The 23,298-nt window shown below is 60.0% G+C and carries 17 protein-coding genes; 10 read left to right on the top strand and 7 right to left on the bottom strand.

Annotated elements, in window-relative coordinates; translation table 11 throughout:
* Nucleotides 1-27: 27 nt before the first annotated feature.
* From dnaJ to NW807_RS09760, 9 genes are all read left to right on the top strand, one after another.
* Entirely contained in the window at nt 28-1,209 is a 1,182-nt protein-coding gene (gene dnaJ, locus NW807_RS09800; protein ID WP_414406187.1) for a molecular chaperone DnaJ, read from the top strand.
* Complete coding sequence (locus NW807_RS09795; protein ID WP_414406188.1) at nt 1,206-1,469, top strand: sulfurtransferase TusA family protein; 264 nt, start codon at nt 1,206-1,208, stop codon at nt 1,467-1,469. The genes dnaJ and NW807_RS09795 overlap by 4 nt, the downstream gene beginning before the upstream one ends.
* Nucleotides 1,466-2,524: a ribosome small subunit-dependent GTPase A gene (rsgA, locus tag NW807_RS09790; RefSeq protein ID WP_414425987.1), complete on the top strand. Its 1,059-nt coding sequence runs from the start codon at nt 1,466-1,468 to the stop codon at nt 2,522-2,524. Before NW807_RS09795 ends, rsgA begins: the two co-directional genes overlap by 4 nt.
* A 127-nt stretch (nt 2,525-2,651) precedes the next feature.
* Nucleotides 2,652-4,088 (top strand): hypothetical protein, encoded by a 1,437-nt coding sequence (locus NW807_RS09785; RefSeq protein WP_414425986.1) that lies wholly within the window; start codon nt 2,652-2,654, stop codon nt 4,086-4,088.
* 45 nt (nt 4,089-4,133) lie between these two features.
* Nucleotides 4,134-5,120 (top strand): pentapeptide repeat-containing protein, encoded by a 987-nt coding sequence (locus NW807_RS09780; RefSeq protein ID WP_414406191.1) that lies wholly within the window; start codon nt 4,134-4,136, stop codon nt 5,118-5,120.
* A 96-nt stretch (nt 5,121-5,216) separates the two neighbouring features.
* Nucleotides 5,217-6,677, top strand: a complete 1,461-nt coding sequence (locus NW807_RS09775; protein ID WP_414406192.1) for a sensor histidine kinase — start codon at nt 5,217-5,219, stop codon at nt 6,675-6,677.
* Nucleotides 6,678-6,720: 43 nt separating this feature from the next.
* Entirely contained in the window at nt 6,721-7,524 is an 804-nt protein-coding gene (locus NW807_RS09770) for a sensor histidine kinase (protein WP_414425985.1), read from the top strand.
* A gap of 46 nt (nt 7,525-7,570) precedes the next feature.
* Nucleotides 7,571-8,311: a response regulator gene (locus NW807_RS09765; RefSeq protein WP_414420172.1), complete on the top strand. Its 741-nt coding sequence runs from the start codon at nt 7,571-7,573 to the stop codon at nt 8,309-8,311.
* A 550-nt stretch (nt 8,312-8,861) separates the two neighbouring features.
* Nucleotides 8,862-11,924, top strand: coding sequence for a glycosyltransferase (locus NW807_RS09760; RefSeq protein WP_414425984.1), 3,063 nt, complete (start codon nt 8,862-8,864; stop codon nt 11,922-11,924).
* A gap of 7 nt (nt 11,925-11,931) precedes the next feature.
* On the opposite strand, the gene NW807_RS09755 is transcribed toward NW807_RS09760, so the two are convergent.
* The 7 genes from NW807_RS09755 to rnc all read right to left on the bottom strand — a co-directional run bounded on the left by NW807_RS09755 (nt 11,932) and on the right by rnc (nt 20,565).
* Entirely contained in the window at nt 11,932-12,432 is a 501-nt protein-coding gene (locus NW807_RS09755; protein WP_414406196.1) for a ribonuclease H family protein, read from the bottom strand.
* A gap of 26 nt (nt 12,433-12,458) precedes the next feature.
* Complete coding sequence (locus NW807_RS09750) at nt 12,459-13,535, bottom strand: phosphotransacetylase family protein (protein WP_414425983.1); 1,077 nt, start codon at nt 13,533-13,535, stop codon at nt 12,459-12,461.
* A 173-nt stretch (nt 13,536-13,708) separates the two neighbouring features.
* Nucleotides 13,709-15,142 carry a TrkH family potassium uptake protein gene (locus NW807_RS09745; protein WP_414425982.1) on the bottom strand — a complete coding sequence of 478 codons (1,434 nt, stop codon included), beginning with the start codon at nt 15,140-15,142 and terminating at the stop codon, nt 13,709-13,711.
* A 13-nt stretch (nt 15,143-15,155) separates the two neighbouring features.
* Entirely contained in the window at nt 15,156-15,863 is a 708-nt protein-coding gene (locus tag NW807_RS09740; RefSeq protein ID WP_414425981.1) for a potassium channel family protein, read from the bottom strand.
* Between the two features lie 27 nt (nt 15,864-15,890).
* Nucleotides 15,891-17,237 (bottom strand): ATP-dependent protease ATP-binding subunit ClpX, encoded by a 1,347-nt coding sequence (gene clpX / locus NW807_RS09735; protein WP_414425980.1) that lies wholly within the window; start codon nt 17,235-17,237, stop codon nt 15,891-15,893.
* 514 nt (nt 17,238-17,751) lie between these two features.
* Complete coding sequence (ligA, locus tag NW807_RS09730; RefSeq protein ID WP_414425979.1) at nt 17,752-19,785, bottom strand: NAD-dependent DNA ligase LigA; 2,034 nt, start codon at nt 19,783-19,785, stop codon at nt 17,752-17,754.
* 33 nt (nt 19,786-19,818) lie between these two features.
* Nucleotides 19,819-20,565 carry a ribonuclease III gene (gene rnc / locus NW807_RS09725; RefSeq protein WP_414392967.1) on the bottom strand — a complete coding sequence of 249 codons (747 nt, stop codon included), beginning with the start codon at nt 20,563-20,565 and terminating at the stop codon, nt 19,819-19,821.
* Nucleotides 20,566-20,739: 174 nt separating this feature from the next.
* Between rnc and NW807_RS09720 the strand changes: the two genes are divergently transcribed.
* The gene (locus NW807_RS09720) at nt 20,740-23,295 is read left to right on the top strand and encodes a DUF3536 domain-containing protein (RefSeq protein WP_414425978.1); all 2,556 of its coding nucleotides are present in this window, start codon (nt 20,740-20,742) and stop codon (nt 23,293-23,295) included.
* The last annotated feature ends 3 nt before the right edge of the window (nt 23,296-23,298 follow it).

Here is a 23,298-nt window from a genome sequence, read left to right as displayed (position 1 = left end):
TGAGCTTTCTTTTTCTGAAGCGTTTCTATGGCCCGCGACTACTACGAAATCTTGGGGGTTAGCCGTGGTAGCTCCAAGGAGGAGATTAAGCGCGCCTATCGCCGGCTAGCTCGCAAGTACCACCCCGATGTCAACAAGGAGCCAGGGGCTGAGGATCGCTTCAAGGAGATCAACCGCGCCTATGAGGTGCTCTCCGATGACGAGCTAAGGGCCCGCTACGATCGCTATGGCGAGGCAGGGCTAAGCGGAGCAGCAGCAGCCAGTGGGTTCCAGGATTTCGGTGGAATTGGCAGTTTTGCTGACCTGTTTGAGAGCTTTTTCACCAATTTTGCCGGAGCAGGGATCGGCTATGCCCGTAGCCGCCAAGGGCCGGTACGGGGGGATGATTTGCGTTTTGACCTGAAGCTGGAGTTTCTTGAAGCCATCTTCGGGGGCGAAAAGCAAATCCGCATCAGCCACCTGGAAACCTGTCCTGTCTGCGGGGGCAGCGGCGCTAAACCGGGCAGGGGTATGAAAGCCTGTCCCACTTGTGGCGGCATTGGCCAGGTGCGACGGGCCACCCGAACGCCCTTTGGCAGTTTTACCCAGGTCTCCACTTGTCCCACCTGCGGAGGAAGCGGCCAGGTGCTGGAGGAGCCCTGCTCCCACTGCAACGGAGAGGGAGTGATCCAGACTACCAAGAAGCTGCGCATCAACATCCCTGCCGGCGTGGACAGCGGCACCCGTTTGCGGGTTGCAGGCGAAGGAGACGCCGGTCGGCGTGGCGGCCCGCCAGGAGATCTCTATGTCTACCTGTCGGTCGAGCCGGATCCCGACTTCCAGCGGGATGGCCTCACCATTCTCTCCGAGGTGCGGGTGAGCTACCTGCAAGCTATCTTGGGAGCCAAAGTCTCAGTGCCCACGGTAGACTCAAAAGCCGGCCTAGAGGAAGAAACGGAGCTAGTCATCCCCCCTGGATCCCAGCCAGGCACTGTGCTGGTTTTGGAGGGCAAGGGGGTGCCGCGTCTTGGCAACCCAGCGGTGCGGGGTGACCACAAAGTCACGCTGGTGGTGGAGATCCCCACCCGCCTCAGCGCAGAAGAGCGAGAGTTGCTCCTACGCTTGGCTGAGCTGCATGGAGAACGCACCAACAAGCGGGATGGCTTCTTGAGCGGGCTGTTGCGTGGGCTAGCCCAAAGGCCTGGCCATCGGGAGCGGGAGGAGGAATGATGGCAGAGGCAGTTCCCCCCCAAGACGTAAAGCTGGTTCTGGATCAGCGCGGGATCCCCTGTCCGCTCAACTACGTGCGCGCTAAGTTGCGCCTAGAACGCATGGCCCCAGGGGAGCTGCTGGAGCTGTGGCTGGATGCAGGGGAGCCCCTGGAGCAGGTGCCCAAGAGCTTGACGATGGCGGGCCATTCCATTGAAGGGCAACAAGCGGCGCCCGAGGGATATTACATCCTCTGGGTACGCCGTGGGAACTTGGCATGAGCCACCGGAGGGAGGGGCAGGGATCCACTTGCACCGGCTGGGTGCGAGCTGCCCAGGCCAACTTTTATCGCGTGCGCATCGATCCCGAGCTGGCTGCCCTCTTTCCCGAGATCGAGGGGCATTTCCCCGCCCAAAAGCCGCTGCCGGCAGAGCTCCTCTGCACAGCGCGGGCCAAGCTCAAAAAAGGGGGACAGCAGGTGATGGTGGGAGACTGGGTGGAGGTTAGCCTGCCCCCAGCAGCTGCTCCTCTTTGGCCAGAGCGGGGGGCGATTGAGGCCATTCTGCCGCGGCGAACTCAGCTGTCGCGGCCGGCCATTGCCAACGTGACCCAGGTCCTGGTGGTGGTGGCTCTGGCGGATCCGGAGCCCGACCCCGACGCCCTCAGCCGTCTGCTGGTGCAAGCAGAGGCCAGCCACCTGCGGATTCAGGTGGTGTTCAACAAGTGTGACTGTGTCGAAGCGGCGGTAGCCGAGGAGTGGCGGCAGCGTTCGCAGCGGTGGGGGTACGAGCCCCTGTTGGTCAGTGCCCTGACTGAGGCCGGGATCCCCGAGCTCCGCCGTCGTTGTCGGGATCAGATCTCCGTGGTAGCCGGCCCCTCGGGGGTAGGCAAGTCCAGCTTGCTCAACCGGCTGCTGCCAGGTGTTCAGCTGGCCACCCAAGCGGTGTCAGAGAAGCTGCGCCAGGGGCGGCACACCACTCGCCACGTGGAGCTGTTCCCTCTGCCAGAAGGCGGTTGGATTGCCGATTCGCCGGGGTTCAATGCTGGCGAAGGGATCCCGCCGGTTTCACCTCAGCAGCTAATCCACTGCTTTCCGGAGGTGCGGGAGCGACTGGGCACCTGCCAGTTTCGCGATTGCCTGCACGATCGGGAGCCGGGTTGTGGGCTGCGGGAGCTGGACTGGGAGCGGCGAGCGTTCTACCTGCAGCTTTTACACGAACTCCAGGAAGCGCAAGCGGCAAGTTTCAAGCCAAGCGGGGAAAGACATCACTTTCCCTGCCGCAAGCAGAGCCGTCAGGTCCTAACCAATCCCGAACTCGACTGGCAGGAGGATTGAGGCAGCCTCTGCCGCAGCCAAGGTTATTGTCTCCGCCGCTGGCTTCATGATGTGATGATGGTGGTACCTCTTGGGCCATGCTCCTCCAGAAACAGCCTAAGCCTAAAGCTCTCGCGTAGCAGCTCTTATGGCTCTCTCGGATCCCCTTGGCCTTGTTGTGCAGGCGGTGCAGCAGGGCGGGTACGCAGACCGAGTGAAAAAGCTGGTTTACTTTACTTGCACCCGCACTTGGACCAACGACGCCAGCAAGCTGAGCGAAGAGGAGCTAAGGGCCCTGTTGGAGCAGCTCTGCCGTGAGCATGCGACCCTTGAGGACCTGGGCCAGCGTTTTCGCGACGCCATCCATTGCCTTAACAAAAAGGCCGAATACGCCCGCATCGCCAAGCTGCTGCTGAGCAAGCTCCAGCCCCTCTACCAGCCTTCTCAGCTAACCCAAAGGGATCTCAGCAGCTCAGCCAGGGAGGCTCCTCCGCTGGAGTACGGCGGCCTACACCTGCGCAAGCAAGCCTACGATCCGTTTGAGCTGCGGGCTGGGCTGATGCAGCAGACCAGTCCGTTGCGGGCCAAGCTGGTTCTGTTTACAGCTCTGTACCACAAGCTAGAGCCCACAGGGCAAGGGTTGGCGACCCTGAGGCGCTATAGCCTCGACGAATTGCTCAAGGCCCTCTACGAAGCCTGCAACTCCCCCCAGGAGCTGGAGGCGCGGCTGCAGCAGGCGGTGCGGCAACTCCAGGAACCTGAGCAAGATGCCCAGGCAGCCAATGCCCTGCTGCAGATGTTGCAGCCCCTCTACGCTTATGTGCCCCTAGAAACGGTTGCCGGCGGGGGGCTGGCTGCCGAAACCCCCACTGCTGATCTCGACTGGCTAAAAGGGGAAAGTGCGGCTGGGGGGGTGGAGTCCAGTGGCATGAGCTGGCTGGAGCCGGAACTTTCCCTAGCTGGCCCTCCTGCCATCGCAGCCCAAGAGCTCCCGGAACCCTGCCGCCAACTGCTGCAGCGCAGCGCCGGATCCCTGATGGTTACCCTCGAGAACACCCTAAGCGACTTGGGCAATGCCCTGGACGAGATCCTGCAGGACGAGGATCCAGCCCAATACCTCACCCTCAAGCACCAGGTGCTGCGCGGCTTTCTCAAAGACTTTGAGGGATCCGCCGCCTTGTTTAGAGGGATCCTCGAAAAGCTGGAGCAATCCGAGTGGCGCTTGTTAAGGCCGACAGAAGAAGGGGTCGAGACGCCACCTCAGCCAGGAGATCCCTATGCGGCCCTGCGGCAGGTGCTGGCCAATAGCGATCTGGTCCAGCAGAAGCCTCACCTGCAGCAGGAGGTCATGCGCTTGGTACGGCGCAGCAGTGGCACGCTCAAAGCCGCCATTGAAAATGCTCTGAGCGAGTTGGGACAAGCCTTAGAGGAGCAGTTGCAGAGCCATCCTCTCGAGGAGGCCCTAGTTCTCAAGTACCAGACCTTGCGCGCCTTTTTGCAGGAAATCGAGGCAATCTCCGCCAAGTTCACCACCTTCCTAGCGCGCATGGAGGAGGCGGAGCGCCGTCTGTTTGGCCTGGCCTGAGAGTCGGGCCTCTTAAAATGGCTGCTAGGAGCGGACCAGCCTGCTATGGATGCTAAAGATCTGCTCCGCCTGTACCGAGGGGGGTGCACTTCCTTCGTAGGCGAGAACCTGGCCGCCCTTGACCTCAGCCGAGCCGATTTAATTGGGATAGACCTCTCCCAGGCCAACCTGCAGAGAGCCAGCTTCATCTTTGCCTACTTGGGGCGAGCCAAGCTAAGCAAAGCCAACCTGGTGGGAGCCGACCTCAGTGGAGCCAACCTCAACCAGGCCGACTTGAGCGAGGCAGATCTCAGGGACGCTCAACTGCACGGTGCCACCTTGCAAGGGGCGGACTTGCACCGGGCCAACCTGAGGCTGGCCCTGTTGATTGACGCCAACCTCATCGATGCCGATCTCCGCTGGGCCGACTTGACCAGCGCCAACCTGGAGGGGGCTTGCCTGCGTGGAGCCAATCTCCGCTACGAGAGCCGCCGAGGAGCGGTGTTGCGCAGCGCCAACCTCAGCCGCGCCGATCTTAGGGGGGCCAACCTATCGGGAGCAGATCTGACGCGGGCCAATCTCAGCAGGGCCAACCTCAAAGAGGCTAGTCTAGTTGGGGCGCACTTGCAGGGGGCCAACCTGCAGCAAGCCTGTTTGCAGGGAGCCATCCTCAGCAACGCTGACCTAAGGGAGGTTTGCTGTTTAGGCGCAAACTTGCAAGGGGCGCAGATGGGAAAGGCCAATTTGAAGGAGGCGAAGCTTAGCCAGGCCAACTTGGCAGAGGCCAACCTTAGCGAAGCAACTCTAGAGGGTGCCGATCTTTCTGCTGCCTGTCTGTGCTCGGCCAAGCTGGCGCGGGCGGATCTGAGTCGAGCCAATCTGGCTGGAGCTGATCTGCGGTCTGCCAACCTTGTGGACGCCTACTTGGGTCGCACCAACCTAGAAAATGCTGATCTCAGCAACGCCCTCCTCACGCGCGCCGATCTGAGCACGGCCAACCTCAAGGGGGCCAACTTGCGTGGAGCCACGCTTCCCGATGGGCGAACTGGCTAAGGCGGGGATCCACCCCGCTAAAGGTGAGGTTTTCCGCTGTCTGAGGGGCATGGCAACCGCTACTCTACCAGGGGAGGGGTGGGAGCAGAGGGATCCGTGAACAGCCGCCGATTTCTGTCCCTGCTGGAGGCCCTTTGGGCTGAGCTGCCCCTGCCAGAATGGTTGCCGGGGGCAGGGGGGCGCGTCTGGCAGCAGGCAGTGGCTGCGTTGCTGCGGCTATGGCAGGAGGTGGGTCAATTTGGCGTGGTTATCGGCGGGCCGGTACCCTGGTGGCCTTTTTGGATGATAGGGGATCCGCCGTCCCTGGAGGCGTTGCCATGCCGCCCCGGAGAGCTTGCGCGGGAGGCCCCTTGGCTGTTTACGCCGAATTTGCCGCCGGAGTCTATCCCAGCTCCTGGCCACACCGTGATCCCTCTCTTGCCCCAGGATCCGCTGGTGGAGGAGCCATTTCTGCTGCTGCTTACGCCTGCTTTTGCCGTGATAGCCGTCCAGGGGTACCACCCCCACACCCGCCAAAGGGGAATGATGCTCTCTTTCGAGCCGGAAGTGGTGCGGCGGGCCTGGCAGAACTTGGAGGAACGGGTGCAGCAGAGCAAACCCGAGCAGCTAGCCGCTTGGCGGGAGCTGGCTCTCCACTACCCCCTGACCAAGCCTCCTGGGCGGGTGCTGGCTCGCTTTAGCAGCTTCCTCTTGCTGGGTTCACTCGCTGAGGCGGGATCCCCGCCCGCCCGCCTGCCTCCCGCCAGAACCGAAGGGGAAAGCCGGGCAGCCCGACCCAAAGAAAAGTCGCAGAAGCCCCCTTCCGCTGTGGAAGCAGACGCCCGCATCCCTACCGCGCCAAGCTCCCAGAGCAGCCTCTCGGAGGCGGAGCTATTGCGAGCTCTCATCCACGAGATCCAGACTCCCCTCAGCACCATCCGCACCCTGGCCAGTCTCATCCTGAAGCAGCAGGACCTGCCACCGCGGGTGCGGGAATACGTGGAAAAGATTGACCGCGAATGTACCGAGCAAATCAACCGCTTCAGCCTCTTTTTCCAAGCCACTGAGACAGTGATGCCCCCTGCTGGGAAAGGGGAGGGGCGCCGACTGCAACTGGAGCCGATTGCGCTGGTGGATCTGGTGCGGCAAAACCTGCCGCGCTGGCAAGACCAGGTAGAGCGGCGGGGATCCCGCTTGGAGTTGGAGATCCCTGCCGAGCTGCCCGATGTGGTCAGCGATCCCAAGGCCCTGGAAGCGGTGCTATTTGGAATCATCGACCGCCTGGCCCGCAGTACCCCCGCTGGCAGCCACATCCGCGCCCAATTGCTCAGCGCTGGCGAGCTGGTGAAGCTGCAGTTTCAGGTAAACACCCCCGAGGGGAGTGACACCTCTAGCTTGGAACTCAAGTCCCCTCAAGCAATTGGCCAGTTGCTGGTGGTGCAGCCAGACACTGGGGCCATTAGCCTCAGCCTGCCAGTGGCCCAAACCCTGTTCCGGGCCTTGGGGGGCTATCTCACTGTGCGCCACCGGGCTCGGCAAGGGGAAATTCTCAACATCTACTTACCCCGCCAGCTCTAGTCTGGATCCCAGGCTCGAGGAGATAGGGCTAGGATCCATTTATGTGCCCCAGGAGAGCCGAGAGGGGGGATCCATGCCAGCAAGAAAAAAAGTTGCCCAGCCCCAGCCAGAGCCTGAGCCTGCCTACAAGGCCAGGGCTGCCAGCCCAGGGGAAAGGATCACGCTGCCTGTTCAGCAGCTTTCCACCCTCATCCACCAGATGCGCAACCCAATCACGACCTTGAACATGCTGGCCAAGCTGCTGCAAAAGCACTTGCCCCCTGAAGATCGCAACCACTGGATTGGGCTCAGTATCGAAAAAGAGTGTAAGCGCCTGCAAGACTTGCTGGGCGAGTTCGAGCGCCTGGATGGAGTTCCAGGCCCCCTGCAGCTCCGACCCCTCGCCCTAACTGACTTGCTCCAGGAGTGGATCCCTCTCTACCAAGCCCTGGCAGAGACCCAGGGGCATCGCTTCCAAGCCGTTTTGCCCTCCTCGCTGCCCCCAGTTCAGGTGGATCCCCGGGCTCTGCGCCAGGTGTTGGACAACCTCATCGACAACGCCTGCAAATATACCCCTCCACCGGGCACCATCCAGCTTAGGGTGGAGGTTAGGCCTGCAGAGGAAGAGGCCAACGAACCTACTCGGCAGGAGGTGTGGATTGCCGTCTGTGACAGCGGCCCCGGCATCCATCCTGAAAACCTGGAGCGCATTTTCGATCCGTTTTTTCGCGCCGATCTCACCAAGCCCGGGCAGGGCCTGGGGTTGGCCATCAGCCGCGACTTGGCCACCCAAATGGGAGGAGATCTCCAGGTGGAAAGTTCCCCCCAAGGCTCCTGCTTCCGCCTCCGCTTGCCCCAAGCCTCCTAGAGGTTAAACCTCTGCAAAACCTTGAAAGCTAGCCAGGAGTTGTACAATGGCCCCTTCTGACCACGCCAAACCCGAAACCGCCACCGGCAAATCGGCCCGCATCCTGCTGGTGGATGACGAGCCGGGCCTGCGGGAAGCGGTGCAAGCCTACCTCGAGGACAGCGGCTTCGAGGTGATCCCGGCTGCCAACGCCCAACAGGCTCTGCAACTGCTCAGCACGGCCCAGCCCCAGCTAATCATCTCTGACATCATGATGCCGGGCATGGATGGCTACCAATTTTTGGCGCAATTGCGAAAACTCGAGCCCTACAGCCATCTGCCGGTGGTATTCCTCACCGCCAAAGGGATGACCGCCGACCGCATCCAGGGCTACCGGGCCGGCGTCGATGCCTACTTGCCCAAGCCCTTCGATCCAGAAGAGCTGGTGGCCATTGTCTCCAATCTCATTGAGCGCTCCCGCGCGGCTAGCCCCTCGGAAGTGGTGGCCCGCGAGCTGGCCTCGATTCGCGCCCTGTTGTCGGAGCGTACCCTGGCTGCCGCTCCTCCTCCACAGCCCTCTGCCCCTACCTCCTTGCCTCCACCCATCAAGGTAGAGCTGACGCCACGAGAACAGCAGGTGCTGGAGAAGGTGGCGGAGGGGTTGATGAACAAGGAGATCGCTAAGCAACTGCAGACCAGCGTGCGCAATGTGGAAAAATACGTCACCCGCCTCTTGAACAAGACGGGCACCAGCAGCCGCACGGAGCTGGTGCGCTACGCCCTCACCTACGGCCTGATCCGGTTGTAGTCCGCTTCCGTTACTTGCGCTCCCGCCTCCTGAACCAGCCGATCCCCAGCCCAGGCTTGCAGCTCCTTCACCTCTTCCGGTTTGGTGGAAAAGGCCAGCGCCAGGGGCGCCGACGGAGGAACCAGCGCTGTCTCTGGCAGAACATCGTCAGGAAGCCTGAGCTGACAGGATCCCAGAAGCCAAGAGCTTCCAACCACAATCAAGAGAGGGGGAGAGTTTGGGGACGAAACTGGAGACGAAGCTGAGGCTGCGTGATAGCTACTTAGGCAGCTAGTGGTTGTAGCCAATCGCAGCACTTGGGCAGAGGCCCACGAAGCCAAGTTCTTAAGTAGAAGTTGCGCCTAGCACCATCTTCCCTTTAGCTTTAGCAAACCGAAGCGCATGGAATACTTGCCCCGTGCGCTACCGACGAGATGGGAATAGTGAGTATCCGAAGAGGTAGTTCTACCTTCCCTAGGAGTCCTCCCTTTTCCAAAAGTTGAAACCCTTGCTATGCTTGGGCAGAGTCACTTTCTCCGCCTGTGGGGAAGAGCACTAGAGGTTACTAGCTGTGACACAAGCCAAGAACTTCGAGCAGTTAGGAGCTTTATTTTGGCAAGGATCTTACTCTGACTTTTTTGCCCAAGCTGAGCAAGAAGGTATCCCTTCAATTCTCCTGGAGACCATTGCTCTATCCATTGCCCCTGAGTTTGCGGAAAGGTATGGGGGTGGATCTCCGGAAGGATTGCTGTGGCCACAGGCAAGGCGATTTTTGCAGGTTCTTTCGATTGTCTATCAGCCTGTTGCAGAACGCATGCGGCAGGAAGCCTTGAAGCTGCCCGCACGCGACTACCAGCGACTCCAGCTCCTGGGACACAGCCTTGACTACTTCGCCAAAGCTGGGGAAGAGGATTCTGTGTGTCTAGTGCTGAAACAAATCCTAGAAGATTGGCCACCCGACGCTTTTGCCAACTCCCTTTATGATCCTCCGCTGGGAGAGGAGGTGGCGCGCCTGTGGTTATTCCAGATTACTCGATATCTTTACGACCTCTTTCAAGACGAACCTGATGCCTTTTCATCTCAAGTTAGTTCCCTCTATCATTTCTACCATCGAGAAGCTGCTGTTGCTTATAGTCATTGGGTCGGTCAACAACGAAAAAATGACTCTGCTCAGCCAGAGTGGTACATCCCACCAGAGATTCGACTGGATGAACCTTTCGGGACGGCTCTTGCAGAAATCTGCAGGGATCCTTCTCTGCAAGTGGTAGTCGAGATAGGAGCAAGTAGTGGCGAGGGATCCACAGCTGTTTTGCGATATGCCCTTCCTGACTCTGTTCGCATCTACAGCATAGAAGCTCATCCTGAGCGCTACAAAGAGTTGGCTAGAAGGGTAAGCAAGGATCCCCGCTGCATTCCCATTCACGCTGCTGCCCAGCCTAGGATCGCTACAGTGGAGGAGGTGGAAGAATGGTTGGAATCTGGCTCTAGCATTTGGGCTCCCTATGGTCGAGAGCAGGCTTTACAGTGGCGTCGGGGGGATGAAGACTTACTCAAGTCTGTTCCCACGGATGGGGCAAGTCAAGTTCCCAATCCCGATCTTCTTCTCATCGACGGTGGCGAGTTTACAGGCTGGTACGACCTGCAGGTTTTTTTAGAGCGGGGTGCTCGTCCCAAGTATATTGCCTTGAATGATATCCTTGCTTTCAAGAACAACCGCTCTTTCAGGAAGCTTCCTAGCTGTGGCTACCGACTCATTCGCTGGGGAAATGCCCGCAACGGCTTTGCCATCTTTAAGGATATTAAAGCTACCCTTCCTATTCATTTCTTCACCATTGTATTGGATGGACAACCCTACATTGAGCGCCACTACCCTGTTCTCTGTCAGTTGGATAGGTTAGGGATCCCCTGGCAATGGGTGGTGGTTGAGGGCGTTGCTGCCTTGCGGCATGACACAGGGTGGAGTTTGGCCAACGGTGGCCGGATCCCTGAGGAGTATGCTCAAGGGCACAGCTTAGATGGCACAGTTGAATACTTGAGAGACTTGGCGGCCAAGGATACCCGTGTTCGGCTGGTTCAGAAGCCTGATGGCCAGTTTTGGGATGGCCAAATCGAAATGGTCAGGGCAGCTCAGCCTGATTATCCCTGCTTGCTGTGGCAGTTGGATGCTGATGAGATTTGGACAGCTGAACAAATCCGACGGGTGCATCGACGATTTGAAGCAGACCCCAGTTTAGAGGCAGCTCAGTTCTACTGTCGCTACTTTGTGGGCCCCAATCTTGTGTTGGACAACAAAGGCAAGTGGGGCAACAACCCTCAGATGGAGGGGTGGCGAGTTTGGAGGTGGGATCCCACCGAGTGTGAGTGGCAAGCCCACGAGCCGCCCGTATTAACCCGAAATGGACAGGTTCCTAAGAAGGTTTTGACTGCAGACCAAACAGAAGCAGAGGGCTTGGTGTTTGACCGCTACGCCTATGCGTTGCGAAAACAGGTGGAGTTTAAGGAGTCCTACTACGGCTATCAAGGGGCCGTAAAAGCCTGGGAAGAGCTGCAAAAAGCGGAAAAGCCCTGCTCGCTGCAGCCCTTTTTCCCCTGGGCATACGGGGATCCCTTAGTGGTAGAGGTGCGGGAGCGTCTTCACCTGTTTGTGGATGGAGTGTTCTTCCAATTTGCCCAAAGTGGTATTGCCACGGTTTGGCGCAACCTACTGCGAGAATTGCCCCGCTTTGGGATTCGCGTTACTTTCTACGATCGGGGCGGCATAGGAGAGCTACCCCAAGGTGTGGAGAGAATGCAGGGGCATCCCTTTAGCTATGCCTACTGGGATGATCCTGAGTTGCGGCAAGCCTTTGCTTGGTCGGGGGCGGACGTTTTTATGAGCACTTACTATACCTATCTAGCTCCTGACGTTCCTCAGGTGCTCCTGCTCCATGACATGATCCCAGAGCTACTGGGTTGGGATCTCTCAGATCCCATGTGGCGCCAAAAGCACGCCGCCCTTGAAGCAGCCACTCGCATCATAGCGGTTAGCCAAAACACAGCCCGTGACCTCCTTCGCCTAACTGGGAAAGAGGCGGTGGTAGCTCACCCCGGAGTTGACACCAGTGTGTTCAAGCCGGATCCCTCGGCTACCCCCAAACACTGGCTACTCATTCAATGCTCGCAAGGAACCTACAAACGACACGAGTTGTTCTTCGAGGCTTATCAGCAGTGGTCCTACAAGCCCTTTCCTGTCCTTTGCACCTATGGGTCGTTTGTTCCAGAGACCTACCGGCAAGCTGCAGCTCCTCAGCCTGTCTTCAGCGCTCGCCTAGATCTACAGGGCATGGTTCATGCCTACCAGAATGCTGTAGCTCTGGTTTACCCAAGTGCCTATGAAGGATTTGGGCTACCGGTATTGGAGGCCATGGCCTGTGGAACCCCTGTCATCATCTATCCCAACTCTGCCTTGGTGGAAGCGGGAGGAGATGCTGCGTTTTACGTAGAGGATTCTTTGGCAGATACCATGGCTCAAGTTTTGGATCCGAAGCTGCGCGCTGAAAAAATCAGCAAGGGCTTGGAGTGGGTCAAGTCTTTTACCTGGGAGCGCATGGCCAGAACGGTTCAGGAAGTCTTGCACTCTGCCGTGAGGCGATGAATTAGAATTACTTGGGTCGGGCGCGGGCGACCAGCTTATCCACATACTCGTTCCAGCGCAGACCCCGATGGGCTGGGATCCAGACCACCCGCACCTGAGGGCACTCCTGCTTGAGTTGATATAACTCCTCAACCAGATCCAAGTTTTCCACTGGCCCTGTGCGCCGCCGCCATCCCTGGGCTGCCCAGCGCTCCATCCAATCGTTATAAGTCTGCACGCAAAGGTGGGAGTCGCTGTAGATGGTCTCTACCGCGTTGCCCAGCGTATCCCGGCAGTATTGCAAGGCCCGAATGAGGCCGGTCAATTCCATGCGGTTGTTGGTGCTGGCGGGATCCCCTCCCCAAAACTCTTCCACAACCTGGTTGTCTCGAACCACCACTACCGCCCATCCCCCTGGTCCTGGGTTGGGAGAACAGCCCCCATCGGTAAAGATGCCGCTGTGGGGACATGCAACTAGCTGAGGAGGCTGAGTTACTGAGGTCTTGCCTGGCTGGGAGCTCTTAGCCATAAGTGGAAAAGCGCAGGACAGCTTTTCTAGGCGCCCGACACCGACGCTAAGGGTTGTGTCAAGCCCAAACGAGCGTAAAGGCGAGAAAAGTCAAAGTTTGCTGACATGAGTTCCTGGATACAGCGGACTTTCACCTCCTCGTGCAGGGGGATTTGGCCGAAAAGCCGTTCGATGCGGTTAATGGTAGTGAAGGTATCCAGATCTACCGAGAGGATCGGCACTTCCAACTCCTCTGCCCGCGAGCGAACGCGGGGATCAAGAGGTAGCTTGCCGGTCAAGATCAGGCAGAGGGTGGAAGTCTCCAGGGCAGCCAGTTGAATGTCGGTGCGATCGCCGCCGGTGATGACTGCCTTGTGTTCTAGATTGCGGAAATATTTTAGGGCAGCGTTGACGTTCATCGCTCCCACGGCGATGTTTTCCACCATCAAATCCATCCGATCCGGACAGCAGAGCACCTCCGCTTCCAGTTGCCACGCCAGCTTGCCGACGCTGACGCTGCGCAAAATGCGATGGGAGGGCAAAATGCCCAGAACCGGGATCCCTCGCGCTTCCAGAAAAGGTCGGACGACGACCTGGGCTGGCCCCATTTGGTCGGGCGGCACATCGTTGAGCAACACGCCGCACAGGTGGGATCCCAGTTGGCGGTGGGCAAAGAGAAGAGCATCGACCGCCGAAGGGGAACGGTAGCGGCTGACCAGCAGCACTGGAGCATTCAGAGCTTGGGCCATTTTGGCCAAGGAGAGGCCGAACACCTCTCCCTCGTAGAGACCGGCTGGGCCCTCTAGCAGAACCAAATCCGCAGGGGATGCCTTGACAAACTCCAGCAGAGAGGCAACCGAGCGAGCTGGATCCGTAGGAGACTGCCGCAGGTGAGCCAGCAAAGCTGCTTCGTCAAGCTGAAGGAGCATGGGAGGCATCTGGCTCAGCCGCAGGGTTTCCGCTATAAAGCGCACATCCGGATCCATTTCTCTGTCGCCTGTTCCGAGCGGCTTCCCATAGGCAACTTTCGCCCCCTGCTGCTGCAGATGCTTAGCCAAACCCAAGATGGCTGATGACTTGCCGCTGCAAGGCTCCGTCGAGCCGATAAGGAGGAACTTAGACACGCAGAGCTCCTGAGAGGTCAGGGACACCAAGGGTGTGGCTGAAGCCACTTGTTTTGTTACTCAGTCTAACGGAAACGGCTTGGGGAAAAGCCTGCTCAGGGCTGCTTCCCATCCCGACTACAAGCTAAGACGCCTCCTCTTCCTTCAAGTTCCCCAGGGCCGAGAGCAAGAGATCAGCCAATTAAGATCGCCTCTTCGGGGTAGGTCACCAGCGGACGGGGCTGCTGTTGGGCCAGAGCCAAGACAATGGTCAGCGCCCCCAGCCGGCCCCAGAACATCACCAAGACGATGAGCAGTTGGCCGAAGAGGTTGAGCTCCCCCGTGAACCCCGTCGAGAGGCCACAGGTAGCAAAAGCAGAAATGACCTCGAAGAGCACCGGCTCCAGCCTGCTGTTGTGGTGGGTAATTAAGATCAGCCAAGTTGCCAATAGCACCACGAACAGGGAGACCGTCAACACCGCTGCTGCCTTGCGCACCATCGAGGGATCCAAACTGCGCCCGGCAATCTGAGCGCTGGGCAAGCCGCGGGCGTAGCCCCACAAGGCCAGCACCAACACCGCTAGGGTGCCAGTAGTGGTGCCGCCTCCCATCGAGGCCGGTGCCGCGCCGATAAACATCAGCGTCATCAGCAGCAACTGGCTTGCTGGCGTCAAGTCCTCAATCGGGATCCCGGCAAACCCAGCAGTGCGGGCCGAAACCGACTGAAAAAACGCCAGGCCCAGGCGGCGAGGCCAGCTTAGCTCGCGCAGGGAGCCGCCAGGCAAACTCTCGGCCAAAAACATCCCCAAGCCGCCTGTGCAGAGCAGAACCACCACCACAACCAGAGTGATGCGGGTGTGCAAAGAGGGGCGGTGGCCCCGCGGCCAGGTCAACAAATCCGACAAAACCGGGATGCCCAGGCCGCCGATAAAAATGAGAGAGCCCAAGATCGCCAGCGACAGTCCATCGGTGGGGATCCCCTCTTGCCCAAATAGATCAAACCCAGCATTGCAAAAAGCAGAGACGGCGTGAAAAATTGCCAGAAAAACCGCCCGACCCGGGCCATAGAGATCCCGCCAGTGCACCCAGAGCAGCAAGGCCCCCCCCAGCTCAATGAGGGTAACCCCGATCAGCACCCGCCGCGTCAATTCCAGGATTGCCCCCGGATCGATCAGGCCCAGGGAGTTGCAGAGGGCCAGGCGATTGAGCAGGGAAATGCGCCGCCCAAGCAGTTGAAACACCACCACCGCCACCACCATGAAGCCTACCCCGCCAATTTGGATGAGGAGCAGCAGCAGGATCTGGCCTAGGAAAGTGAGATCCTCTGCCGCCACAATCGTCGAGAGCCCCGTCACGCTCAGGGCCGATGTGGCCGTAAACAGGGCCTCATTCCAGCTCAAGGGATCCCCCCGGCCGACCCCCGGCAGCTTAAGCAGCAAAGTCCCCACCACTACCAACAGGCCCAGTCCGGCCACCAACCGTGATGGCGGTGGCAGCGGGCGACGCCTGTCTCCAAAAAAGAGCCGCTGTAAGGGGTTGGCCAGTAGCCGAGACTGAGGAGAAAAGCGGGGGGAACTCCAGCGCTCAGCCCCCTCCGGTTGCAACGGCGGGACGCGGCCCTCTCTCATCGAACCTTTACCCCTACATCTCATTCAGCCGCGAGATGTTGGTGTTGGCCCCCAGCACCACCAGCAGATCTCCCTTCTCCAGAACATAGTCTGCTGGCGGCGAGACCACCAGCGACTGTTTTCGCTTCACGACTAGAACCGTGATGCCAAAGCGGCGGCGCAAGTCCGACTCCGCCAGCGTATGACCCACCAGGGCCTCCGGCACCTCCAGCTCAGTAATGCTGTAGCCGGGCTCCAGCTCCAGTTGATCCAGGATCCCTGGTGCTGTTAGCACCTGCGCCAAGCGCCGCCCTGCCTCCTGCTCCGGCAGCACCACCCGATCTGCCCCTACTCGCAGGAGAATCGAGCGCTGCCGCTCCGTGGAAGCCTTGCAGATAACATTACGTACCCCCAGACTCTTGAGGGCTACCGTCGTCAGCAAATTGCTCTCGAAATCGCTGCCAATGGCCACCACCACCGTGTCAAAGGAGGGAATATCCACCGCCCGCAGGGCGTCTTCATCGGTGGAATCCAGCGCCACCACCTGCGTCAGCTGGTCCGCCAGGCGCTGCACGATCTCGCGGCTGCGGTCAATCCCCAAAACGTTATGCCCTCGCTCCATCAGCGTGAGGGCCAAACTTGTGCCAAAGCGCCCCAGCCCAATTACCGCATACTCTCGCTCTGCCCGCCCCATCCACCCCCTGACCCTTTCTGCCAAAACCAGCCATCGATCATAAGCCATGCAGCCGGGCTCGGCAGAGCTGTCATCTTAGGCAGACTCCGGCTTGGGCAAGGTGGAGGGGTGAGGGATCAACTCGCCCGTAGAGCGACGCTCCACCATCTCGGCGGTAATACGCACGTGCTTGATGTCGCGCCGCGAGGGAGCCTCGTACATCACATCCAGCATCAGCTCTTCCACAATCGCCCGCAGCGCCCGTGCCCCGGTTTTGCGGCGGTAGGCCTCCTTGGCAATGGCAGAAATGGCAGCTGGCTCAAACTCCAGCTCCACTCCGTCCATGCGCAACAGCTTCTGGGCCTGCTTGAGGATGGCATTTTTAGGCTGCGTCAAGATGGCCTCGAGGGCCTTCTCGTCCAGGGGATCCAGCGTAGCCACCACTGGCAGCCGCCCGATGAACTCTGGGATCATGCCGTACTTGATCAAATCCTCCGGCTCCAGCGCCTTGAGAGCATCGGCTAGGCGTTGCTCGCGAGTAACCGCTGGTTGATCCCCTGGCTTGATGAACCCCACCGATCTTTTGCCAATGCGCTGCTCGATGATCTTCTCCAGGCCGACAAAGGCCCCTCCACAGATGAAGAGAATGTTAGAGGTATCCACTTGAATGCAATCTTGGTAGGGGTGCTTGCGACCTCCCTGCGGAGGCACGTTGGCAATAGTCCCCTCAAGCATCTTCAGCAAGGCCTGCTGGACGCCTTCCCCGGAAACGTCGCGAGTAATGGAGGGGTTTTCGCTCTTGCGGGCAATCTTGTCGATTTCATCGATGTAGACAATGCCGCGCTGGGCTTGCTCCACATCCATGTCGGCCACCTGCAGCAGGCGCAGTAGGATGTTTTCCACATCCTCCCCCACATAGCCAGCTTCTGTGAGGGTTGTGGCATCGGCAACGGCAAAAGGCACATCCAGCAGGCGGGCCAGGGTCTCAGCCAGGAGGGTCTTGCCAGATCCAGTAGGACCAATGAGAAGGATATTGGACTTTTGCAGCTCCACCTCCTCCAGCTCTGCCAACCCAGCGCTGCCAGGATTGGCTTTGGCAGCTAGCCGCTTGTAGTGGTTGTAGACTGCTACCGATAAGATCTTCTTGGCCTTTTCTTGGCCAATCACGTACTGGTCGAGATAGCGCACAATCTCCCGCGGCTTAGGCAACTGAGCCAAAGAAGGCAAGCCGCGCGGGGGCTTTTTAGGAGCTTCCCGCCGTCTGGCAGCAGGAGCTGAGGCTGGCGAGCTGTTGCCGTTGTAGAGCTCCTCCTCCAGAATTTCGTTGCACAGCTCCACACATTCATCGCAGATGTAGACCCCTGGCCCTGCAATCAGCTTGCGTACCTGATCCTGAGACTTGTTGCAGAAGGAACACCGCAATTGGGAGTCATGCTTGGCCATGGGATCCTCGTCGCTGTTGGCTGTTGAAGTAGGTACCCGAAAAAGTGGCTTGCCTTCCCTCGCCGCAGGGTGAGATGAATTGGCTAGAAAGGCAAATAACCTGGTGAGCCAAGTATTCCTAGTCTAACACTTCCATTGCCAGGGATCCCTTCTAGCGCTGCCTGGCTTGAGCTTACCTTAGAGGGGGAAAAGCCCATAGGAAAACCGCTCGACTTAACGCCGAGCGGCGGATGGTGTGAGGAGTGAACGGAAACATGCGTCTCCGCTACTTCTATGATAGGAGAACACCACCGGCTGCTGCCAAGGGGACTGGCGGGGAAGAAGAGGGCTCTGCACTGTTCCTGAGCAAGGCCAAGGCAGGTCTTGACACGTGTCTATTGCATCCAAAAGGGGAAGGGACTTTCCTTGTTTCGTCCGCTTCCCCTTCCGGCGTTCACTCCTCACAGAGTTGAATATAAACCATCTCCAAGGCCAGGACAAGCTGGGCCGCCTAAATTTTTCCCTGAGGCTCCACTTAAGAATGGGGATTGCCAGGATCCAAAGCCAACAGCTCCGCTTCGCTCAGCAGGGGGATCCCCAATTCTTGAGCCTTTTTGAGCTTGGAGCCAGGGTCTGAACCCACCACCACGTAGTCTGTTTGGCGGCTAACACTGGCGGTTACCTTGCCGCCGCGGCTTTCAATCCAAGCCTTGGCCTCCTGGCGAGACAGGGTAGGCAGGGTGCCGGTAATCACAAACTTCTTCCCAGCCAGCACCTGAGCAGCCGCAGGGGCCTTTTGCTGAGGCAGGGCAGGGATCCCTAACTCGCGCAGCTCCTGCAGGAGCTGCTGGTGGGCTGGATCGGCAAACCAGGACACCACTGCCTCGGCAATTTCTCTTCCTATCCCGTAGATTTGGGCGATGTCCTCGATGCTGGCCTGGGCCAAGAGTTCAGGGGCGGGGAAATGCTGGGCTAAAGTTTGGGCAGTTACCACTCCCACATGGGGGATCCCCAAGCCGTAGAGCACACGCTCCCAGGGCTGTTGGCGGGAGCGCTGGATGGCTTGTACCAGCTTCTGGCTGGAGCGGGATCCCATCCCCTCCAAGCTTTCCAACTGTTCCGGGGTGAGGCGGTAGAGATCGCTTACGGTGCGCACTCCTAGCTTTTCCACCAACTGGGCTACTCGCTTTTCCCCTAAGCCTTCGATATCCAGAGCGTCGCGGCTAGCCCAGTGCTGCAGTTGACCCCTGATCTGGGCGGGACAGTCGGGATTAGGGCAGCGGGTTATCGCCTCGCCAGCAGGGCGAACCAAAGGGGTGCCGCACTCGGGACAGTGGCTGGGCAGGCGATAGCGAACGGCATCGGGGGGGCGCAGCTCCTTGAGGATCCCCACCACCTCAGGGATGATCTCGCCTGCCTTGCGCACGATGGCGGTGTCGCCGATGTGGACATCCAGCTCCTCCAGGCGATCGGCGTTGTGCAGGCTGGCGCGGCTGACGGTGGTGCCGGCTAGCAGCACCGGCTCCAGCTCCGCCACCGGCGTGACGGCTCCGGTGCGGCCCACGCTGGCCACGATGGCGCGGATGCGGGTGGGGACTTCCTGGGCAGGGTATTTGAGGGCAATGGCCCAGCGGGGGAATTTTTGCGTAAAGCCGGCCTCCTCTTGCAGCCGCAGGGAGTTGAGTTTAACCACCACCCCATCGCAGGCATAGGGAAGCTGGGCCTGCCGCCACCGCTCGTAGAACTGGGCCACCTCTTGGAGGTTCCGACAGACCTGGGAAAGAGGATTGACAGGCAATCCCAGTTCTTTCAGCCGCTGCAGACACTCCCACTGGGTTTGGGGAGGATCCCCGGCAGGCCACCCCTCCGGCCAGTGGAGAGCGTAGGCAAAGAAGCTAAGCTTGCGGGCGGCAACCACGCGGCTATCCAACTGGCGCAAGGTGCCGGCGGCGCAGTTGCGCGGGTTGGCAAAGGGGGGATCCCCAGCGGAGCAGCGCTCGCGGTTGATGCGCTCGAACTCGGCAATGGGAAGATAGGCCTCTCCTCGCACCTCCAGGACTGGCGGGGGATTGGCGGTTGCCAAGCGCAGGGGAATAGAAGGGATGGCACGGACATTGGGGGTGATGTCTTCGCCCACTTGGCCATCGCCGCGGGTGGCCCCCCGCTGGAGCAGCCCATCCACGTAGGTCAGCGCCAGGGCCGCGCCATCGATCTTCAGCTCGCACACGTACTCCAGCTCCCCTTCTTCAGGAGTCCGCCCCAGCAGCCGCAGCAGGCGCTCCTGCCATCCTTTAAGCTCTTCCAGGTTGAAGGCATTTTCCAAGCTGTAGAGGGGAACGCGGTGGGAAACCGTAGGAAACTGCTCAGCGGGTTTTTCCCCTACCCGCTGGGTGGGGCTGTCGGGGGTAATCAGCTCGGGATGGGCCTGCTCTAGCTCCTGCAGCTCGCGGTAGAGGCGGTCGTAAACGCTGTCTTCCAAGATGGGGGCATTGTGGACGTAGTAGGCGATGCTGGCTTTTTGCAGCAGGGCGCGCAGCTCACGAGCGCGTTCTTCCAGTTTGGGATCCATACCGTCAGCCCCTAGGGGAGCACTACGCTTGTTCTAGCAGCCTTGGGGAGGCGTATCCGCCAATTTTTGCTCCTGCAGGTATTGGTAGGCTTGGGCGGCAGCGGCCATTTCCGCCGCCTTTTTAGAGCGCCCCTCGCCACGGCCCCAGCATTGGCCTTGGCCCCAAACTTCCATGGTGAAACGGGGCGGGTGCTCCTGGGCAGCCACGAGGCGGTACTCTGGCAAAATGCCCCACCAGCGTTGGGTTAGCTCCTGCAGCGCAGCCTTGGGGTTGCGACGAGTGGGATCCTGGAACCACTGCTCCACCCGTTGGCGAAAGTAGGGATCCAGCCAGGGGTGCAGCCGGGACAGGGTGTGGATGCCCCAGCTTAGGTACAGGGATCCCAGCAGGGCCTCAAAAGCATCCGCCAAGCGTCGTGCCCGACCCGCCAAGTCGTTTTGGCAGCTAGATCCCAGCTCGAGGTAACGCTCCAGGCCATGCAGATCCGCCAGTTCCGCTAGGTGAGCATCGCTGATGAGATCGGAGCGAATTGCTGTTAGTTCTCCTACTGACAGGTGAGGATAGGACTGGAACAAGAACTCAGTGGCCAAAATCCGTAGGACGGAATCCCCCAGAAACTCCAGCCGGTCGTTGTTGCGCTGGCCATCCCGGGAAGGGTGAATCAAAGCCTGATCCAGTAAGTCCCAGCGCAATTGCTCCAGCCAGGTGGGATCTTTGAACCCTAGGCGAGCTAGCAATTGCTCCAGCAAGCGACGACGGGGCAAGATGAGTTCAACCATACAGCTCAAGCCAAACTTGCAGCCCCTTGAGGGAGGAGGGCAGGAAGGCAAAACCGCCCTTAACCCCCTAGGCGCTGAGTTTCTGTCCAAATCATACATAGTCGCTGCTGGGGATCGCGGTAACGTGGGGATAGGAGCCTAGAGGCTCCAAGGGCAAGCAAAGAGTGCGGTCTCATGCTGCCGAGTGGCTCCGAAAACCCCGCCCAGCCAGCGGCCCAGTCTGGGCAAGGAGTTGAGTCTCCAGGCCCGCGGACCACAGCTCCCTACGTGGTGTTGCATGGCCACTTCTACCAGCCACCGCGCGAGGATCCCTGGCTGAACCGCATTGAGCGCCAGCCCAGCGCCCACCCCTTCCACGACTGGAACGAGCGCATTCTGGCGGAGTGCTATCGGCCCAACGCCTTTGCCCGCATCCTTGATGAGCAAGGGCAGGTGGTGCGCATTGTCAATAACTATGAGTTCATGAGTTTTAACTTCGGCCCCACCCTCCTTGCCTGGCTGGAGGAGCACGACGTTGAGGTCTACCAGCGCATCCTGGCTGCCGACCGTCTCAGCGCCGAGCGGCTGGAGGGAAAGGGCAATGCCATTGCCCAGGTCTACAACCACGTCATCCTGCCCCTAGCCAATGAGCGGGACAAGTACACGCAGATCCGCTGGGGAATCGCCGATTTCCAGCATCGCTTTGGCCGCTTCCCCGAAGGCATGTGGCTGGCGGAAACCGCTATCGATGCAGCAACGGTTAAGGCCTTGGTCGACTGCGGGATCCGCTTTGTCATCCTAGCCCCCAGCCAGGCGCAGCGCATTCGCCCTTTGGGGCAAACGGAATGGATCGATGTCAGCCAGGGCCAGATCGATCCCAGCCGGCCCTATCGCTGCTTTACCCCCGACCGAGGCGGCTACCTGGATGTTTTTTTCTTTGACGGCCCCATCTCCCGCGACCTTGGCTTTGGCGATATTGCCTACAGCACCCAGGCGCTGGCGGAGCGGCTCCAGTTGGCCATTCGCCCTGACCGAGAAGTCCAACTCATCAACTGTGCCACGGATGGCGAGACCTTTGGCCACCACAAACGCGGAACCGAGCGTACCCTGGCCTATGCCTTCTGCGAGGAGTTTCCCCGCCGAGGCTGGCAAGTGGGCAACTACGCCCATTTCCTCAGCCACCACCCTCCCACCTGGGAGGTGCAACTAAAGCCAGTTACTGCCTGGAGCTGTGCCCATGGGGTGGGGCGGTGGTCACGGGACTGTGGCTGTGGGGCAGTGCCTGGCTGGCACCAACGCTGGCGGCAACCGCTGCGGGAGGCCCTCAACTGGCTGCGGGATCAGTTGGCCGAGATCTACGAGACGGAGGCTAAGGCCTACCTGCGGGATCCCTGGCTGGCTCGGGATCGCTACATCGAGGTGATCTTGGATCGGGAGCGCAGGGAGGCATTTTTGCAGGAGCACCAAAGCCACCGCCTCACTGCCGAAGACCGGGTGCAGGTGCTGCGCCTGTTGGAGATGCAGCGCTACAGCCAACTGATGTTCACCAGTTGCGGCTGGTTCTTTGAAGAACTCGCTCGCCCTGAGGGGGTGCAAATCCTGCGCTATGCGGCGCGGGCCATTGAGTTGGCAGCGGCTGCCACCAAGGTGGATCTGGAGGAGGAGTTTCTGCTTCGCCTAAGCAAGGCCCCCAGCAACCTCGAACTCTACAAAGACGGCCGAGGAGTTTACCAAGCTTTGGTGCGCCCCCGCCGGGTTAGCCCGCAGCGGCTCGTGGCCCAGCACGCCATGCTTTCCCTGGTCAACGGCGTACCTTGCTCCTCTGGGTATATGCTGGAGCCGGTGGATCAGGAGCGCCTAGCTATAGGGGGATCCACGCTGCTGGTTGGGCGGGTGAAGCTCTCTTTTCCCACCACCTCTGAAGAGCACGACCTCATCTACGCTCTACTCCACCTGGGCGGCTGGGACTTTCAATGTGGCGTCAAGCCGTTTCCAGGGCAGCGCGGCTACGAGCAGTTGAAAGCCAGCTTGCTGTCTAGCTCCCGCAGCCGCATCCAGCTCGTCCTAACCCTGCAAGAGCTGCTGGGACCGGAAACCTTCGACCTCAACGCCCTAACGGAGGAAGACCGGCAGCAGATGCTGCGCTGGCTTACCCAGGACACGTTGGAGCGCTTGGCCCAGCTCTATCGCCAAACCTACCTGGAGAATTACGGGGTTTTGATGGCTTTTCGGGCCGATGGCCTGCCGATCCCGGAAGAGCTGTTGGCCGCCGCCCAGATTACCCTCAACCAGCGCCTATTGAGCAGCTTACGGGCCATGGAAATAGAAGAGGGCAAGCGGGATCACCTGCTGGAGTTGCGAGCAATTGCCCGCGAGGCAGAGCAGTTGGGGTGTCAGTTGCGGCAGGAAGAGGCAGCCCGGGTCTTGGATCGGCTCTTGCAGCGGGGGATGTGGCAGCTGGCCCAGGCAGCCGACTCGGAAACCCTCAGCGAGCAGCTCCACAACTTGGAAGAGTGGCTGCAACTGGCTGCCGATCTGGGCCTGCCCATCCGCTTGGATCGCCTCCAAGAGCTTTACCTACTAGGGTTAGAGCGCCAGCAATCAGGACTGCTCCGCAGCGCCCTAGAGCGCGCCCCTGGCCGGATCCCCGCCGAAACCCTACGCCGCTTGCTTCAGCTGGGACAACAGCTTCGCATTAATGTCAGTGCCTGGCTACAGCAGCTACCGCCCCCGGCCGCTACCGAGGGCTAGCCC

This window comes from Synechococcus sp. R70.1 (genome assembly GCF_047461675.1).
Lineage (GTDB): Bacteria > Cyanobacteriota > Cyanobacteriia > Thermostichales > Thermostichaceae > Thermostichus.
Note: the sequence above shows the minus strand (reverse complement) of the source record. Positions and strands in the feature narration are given on the sequence as shown.

Excerpts from the sequence above, each read along its gene's own strand:
- dnaJ (WP_414406187.1), top strand. The coding sequence starts at position 28 with ATGGCCCGCGACTACTACGAAATCTTGGGGGTTAGCCGTGGTAGCTCC.
- NW807_RS09795 (WP_414406188.1), top strand. The coding sequence starts at position 1,206 with ATGATGGCAGAGGCAGTTCCCCCCCAAGACGTAAAGCTGGTTCTGGAT.
- rsgA (WP_414425987.1), top strand. The coding sequence starts at position 1,466 with ATGAGCCACCGGAGGGAGGGGCAGGGATCCACTTGCACCGGCTGGGTG.
- NW807_RS09785 (WP_414425986.1), top strand. The coding sequence starts at position 2,652 with ATGGCTCTCTCGGATCCCCTTGGCCTTGTTGTGCAGGCGGTGCAGCAG.
- NW807_RS09780 (WP_414406191.1), top strand. The coding sequence starts at position 4,134 with ATGGATGCTAAAGATCTGCTCCGCCTGTACCGAGGGGGGTGCACTTCC.
- NW807_RS09765 (WP_414420172.1), top strand. The coding sequence starts at position 7,571 with ATGGCCCCTTCTGACCACGCCAAACCCGAAACCGCCACCGGCAAATCG.
- NW807_RS09755 (WP_414406196.1), bottom strand. The coding sequence starts at position 12,432 with ATGGCTAAGAGCTCCCAGCCAGGCAAGACCTCAGTAACTCAGCCTCCT.
- NW807_RS09745 (WP_414425982.1), bottom strand. The coding sequence starts at position 15,142 with ATGAGAGAGGGCCGCGTCCCGCCGTTGCAACCGGAGGGGGCTGAGCGC.
- NW807_RS09740 (WP_414425981.1), bottom strand. The coding sequence starts at position 15,863 with ATGGCTTATGATCGATGGCTGGTTTTGGCAGAAAGGGTCAGGGGGTGG.
- clpX (WP_414425980.1), bottom strand. The coding sequence starts at position 17,237 with ATGGCCAAGCATGACTCCCAATTGCGGTGTTCCTTCTGCAACAAGTCT.
- ligA (WP_414425979.1), bottom strand. The coding sequence starts at position 19,785 with ATGGATCCCAAACTGGAAGAACGCGCTCGTGAGCTGCGCGCCCTGCTG.
- rnc (WP_414392967.1), bottom strand. The coding sequence starts at position 20,565 with ATGGTTGAACTCATCTTGCCCCGTCGTCGCTTGCTGGAGCAATTGCTA.
- NW807_RS09720 (WP_414425978.1), top strand. The coding sequence starts at position 20,740 with ATGCTGCCGAGTGGCTCCGAAAACCCCGCCCAGCCAGCGGCCCAGTCT.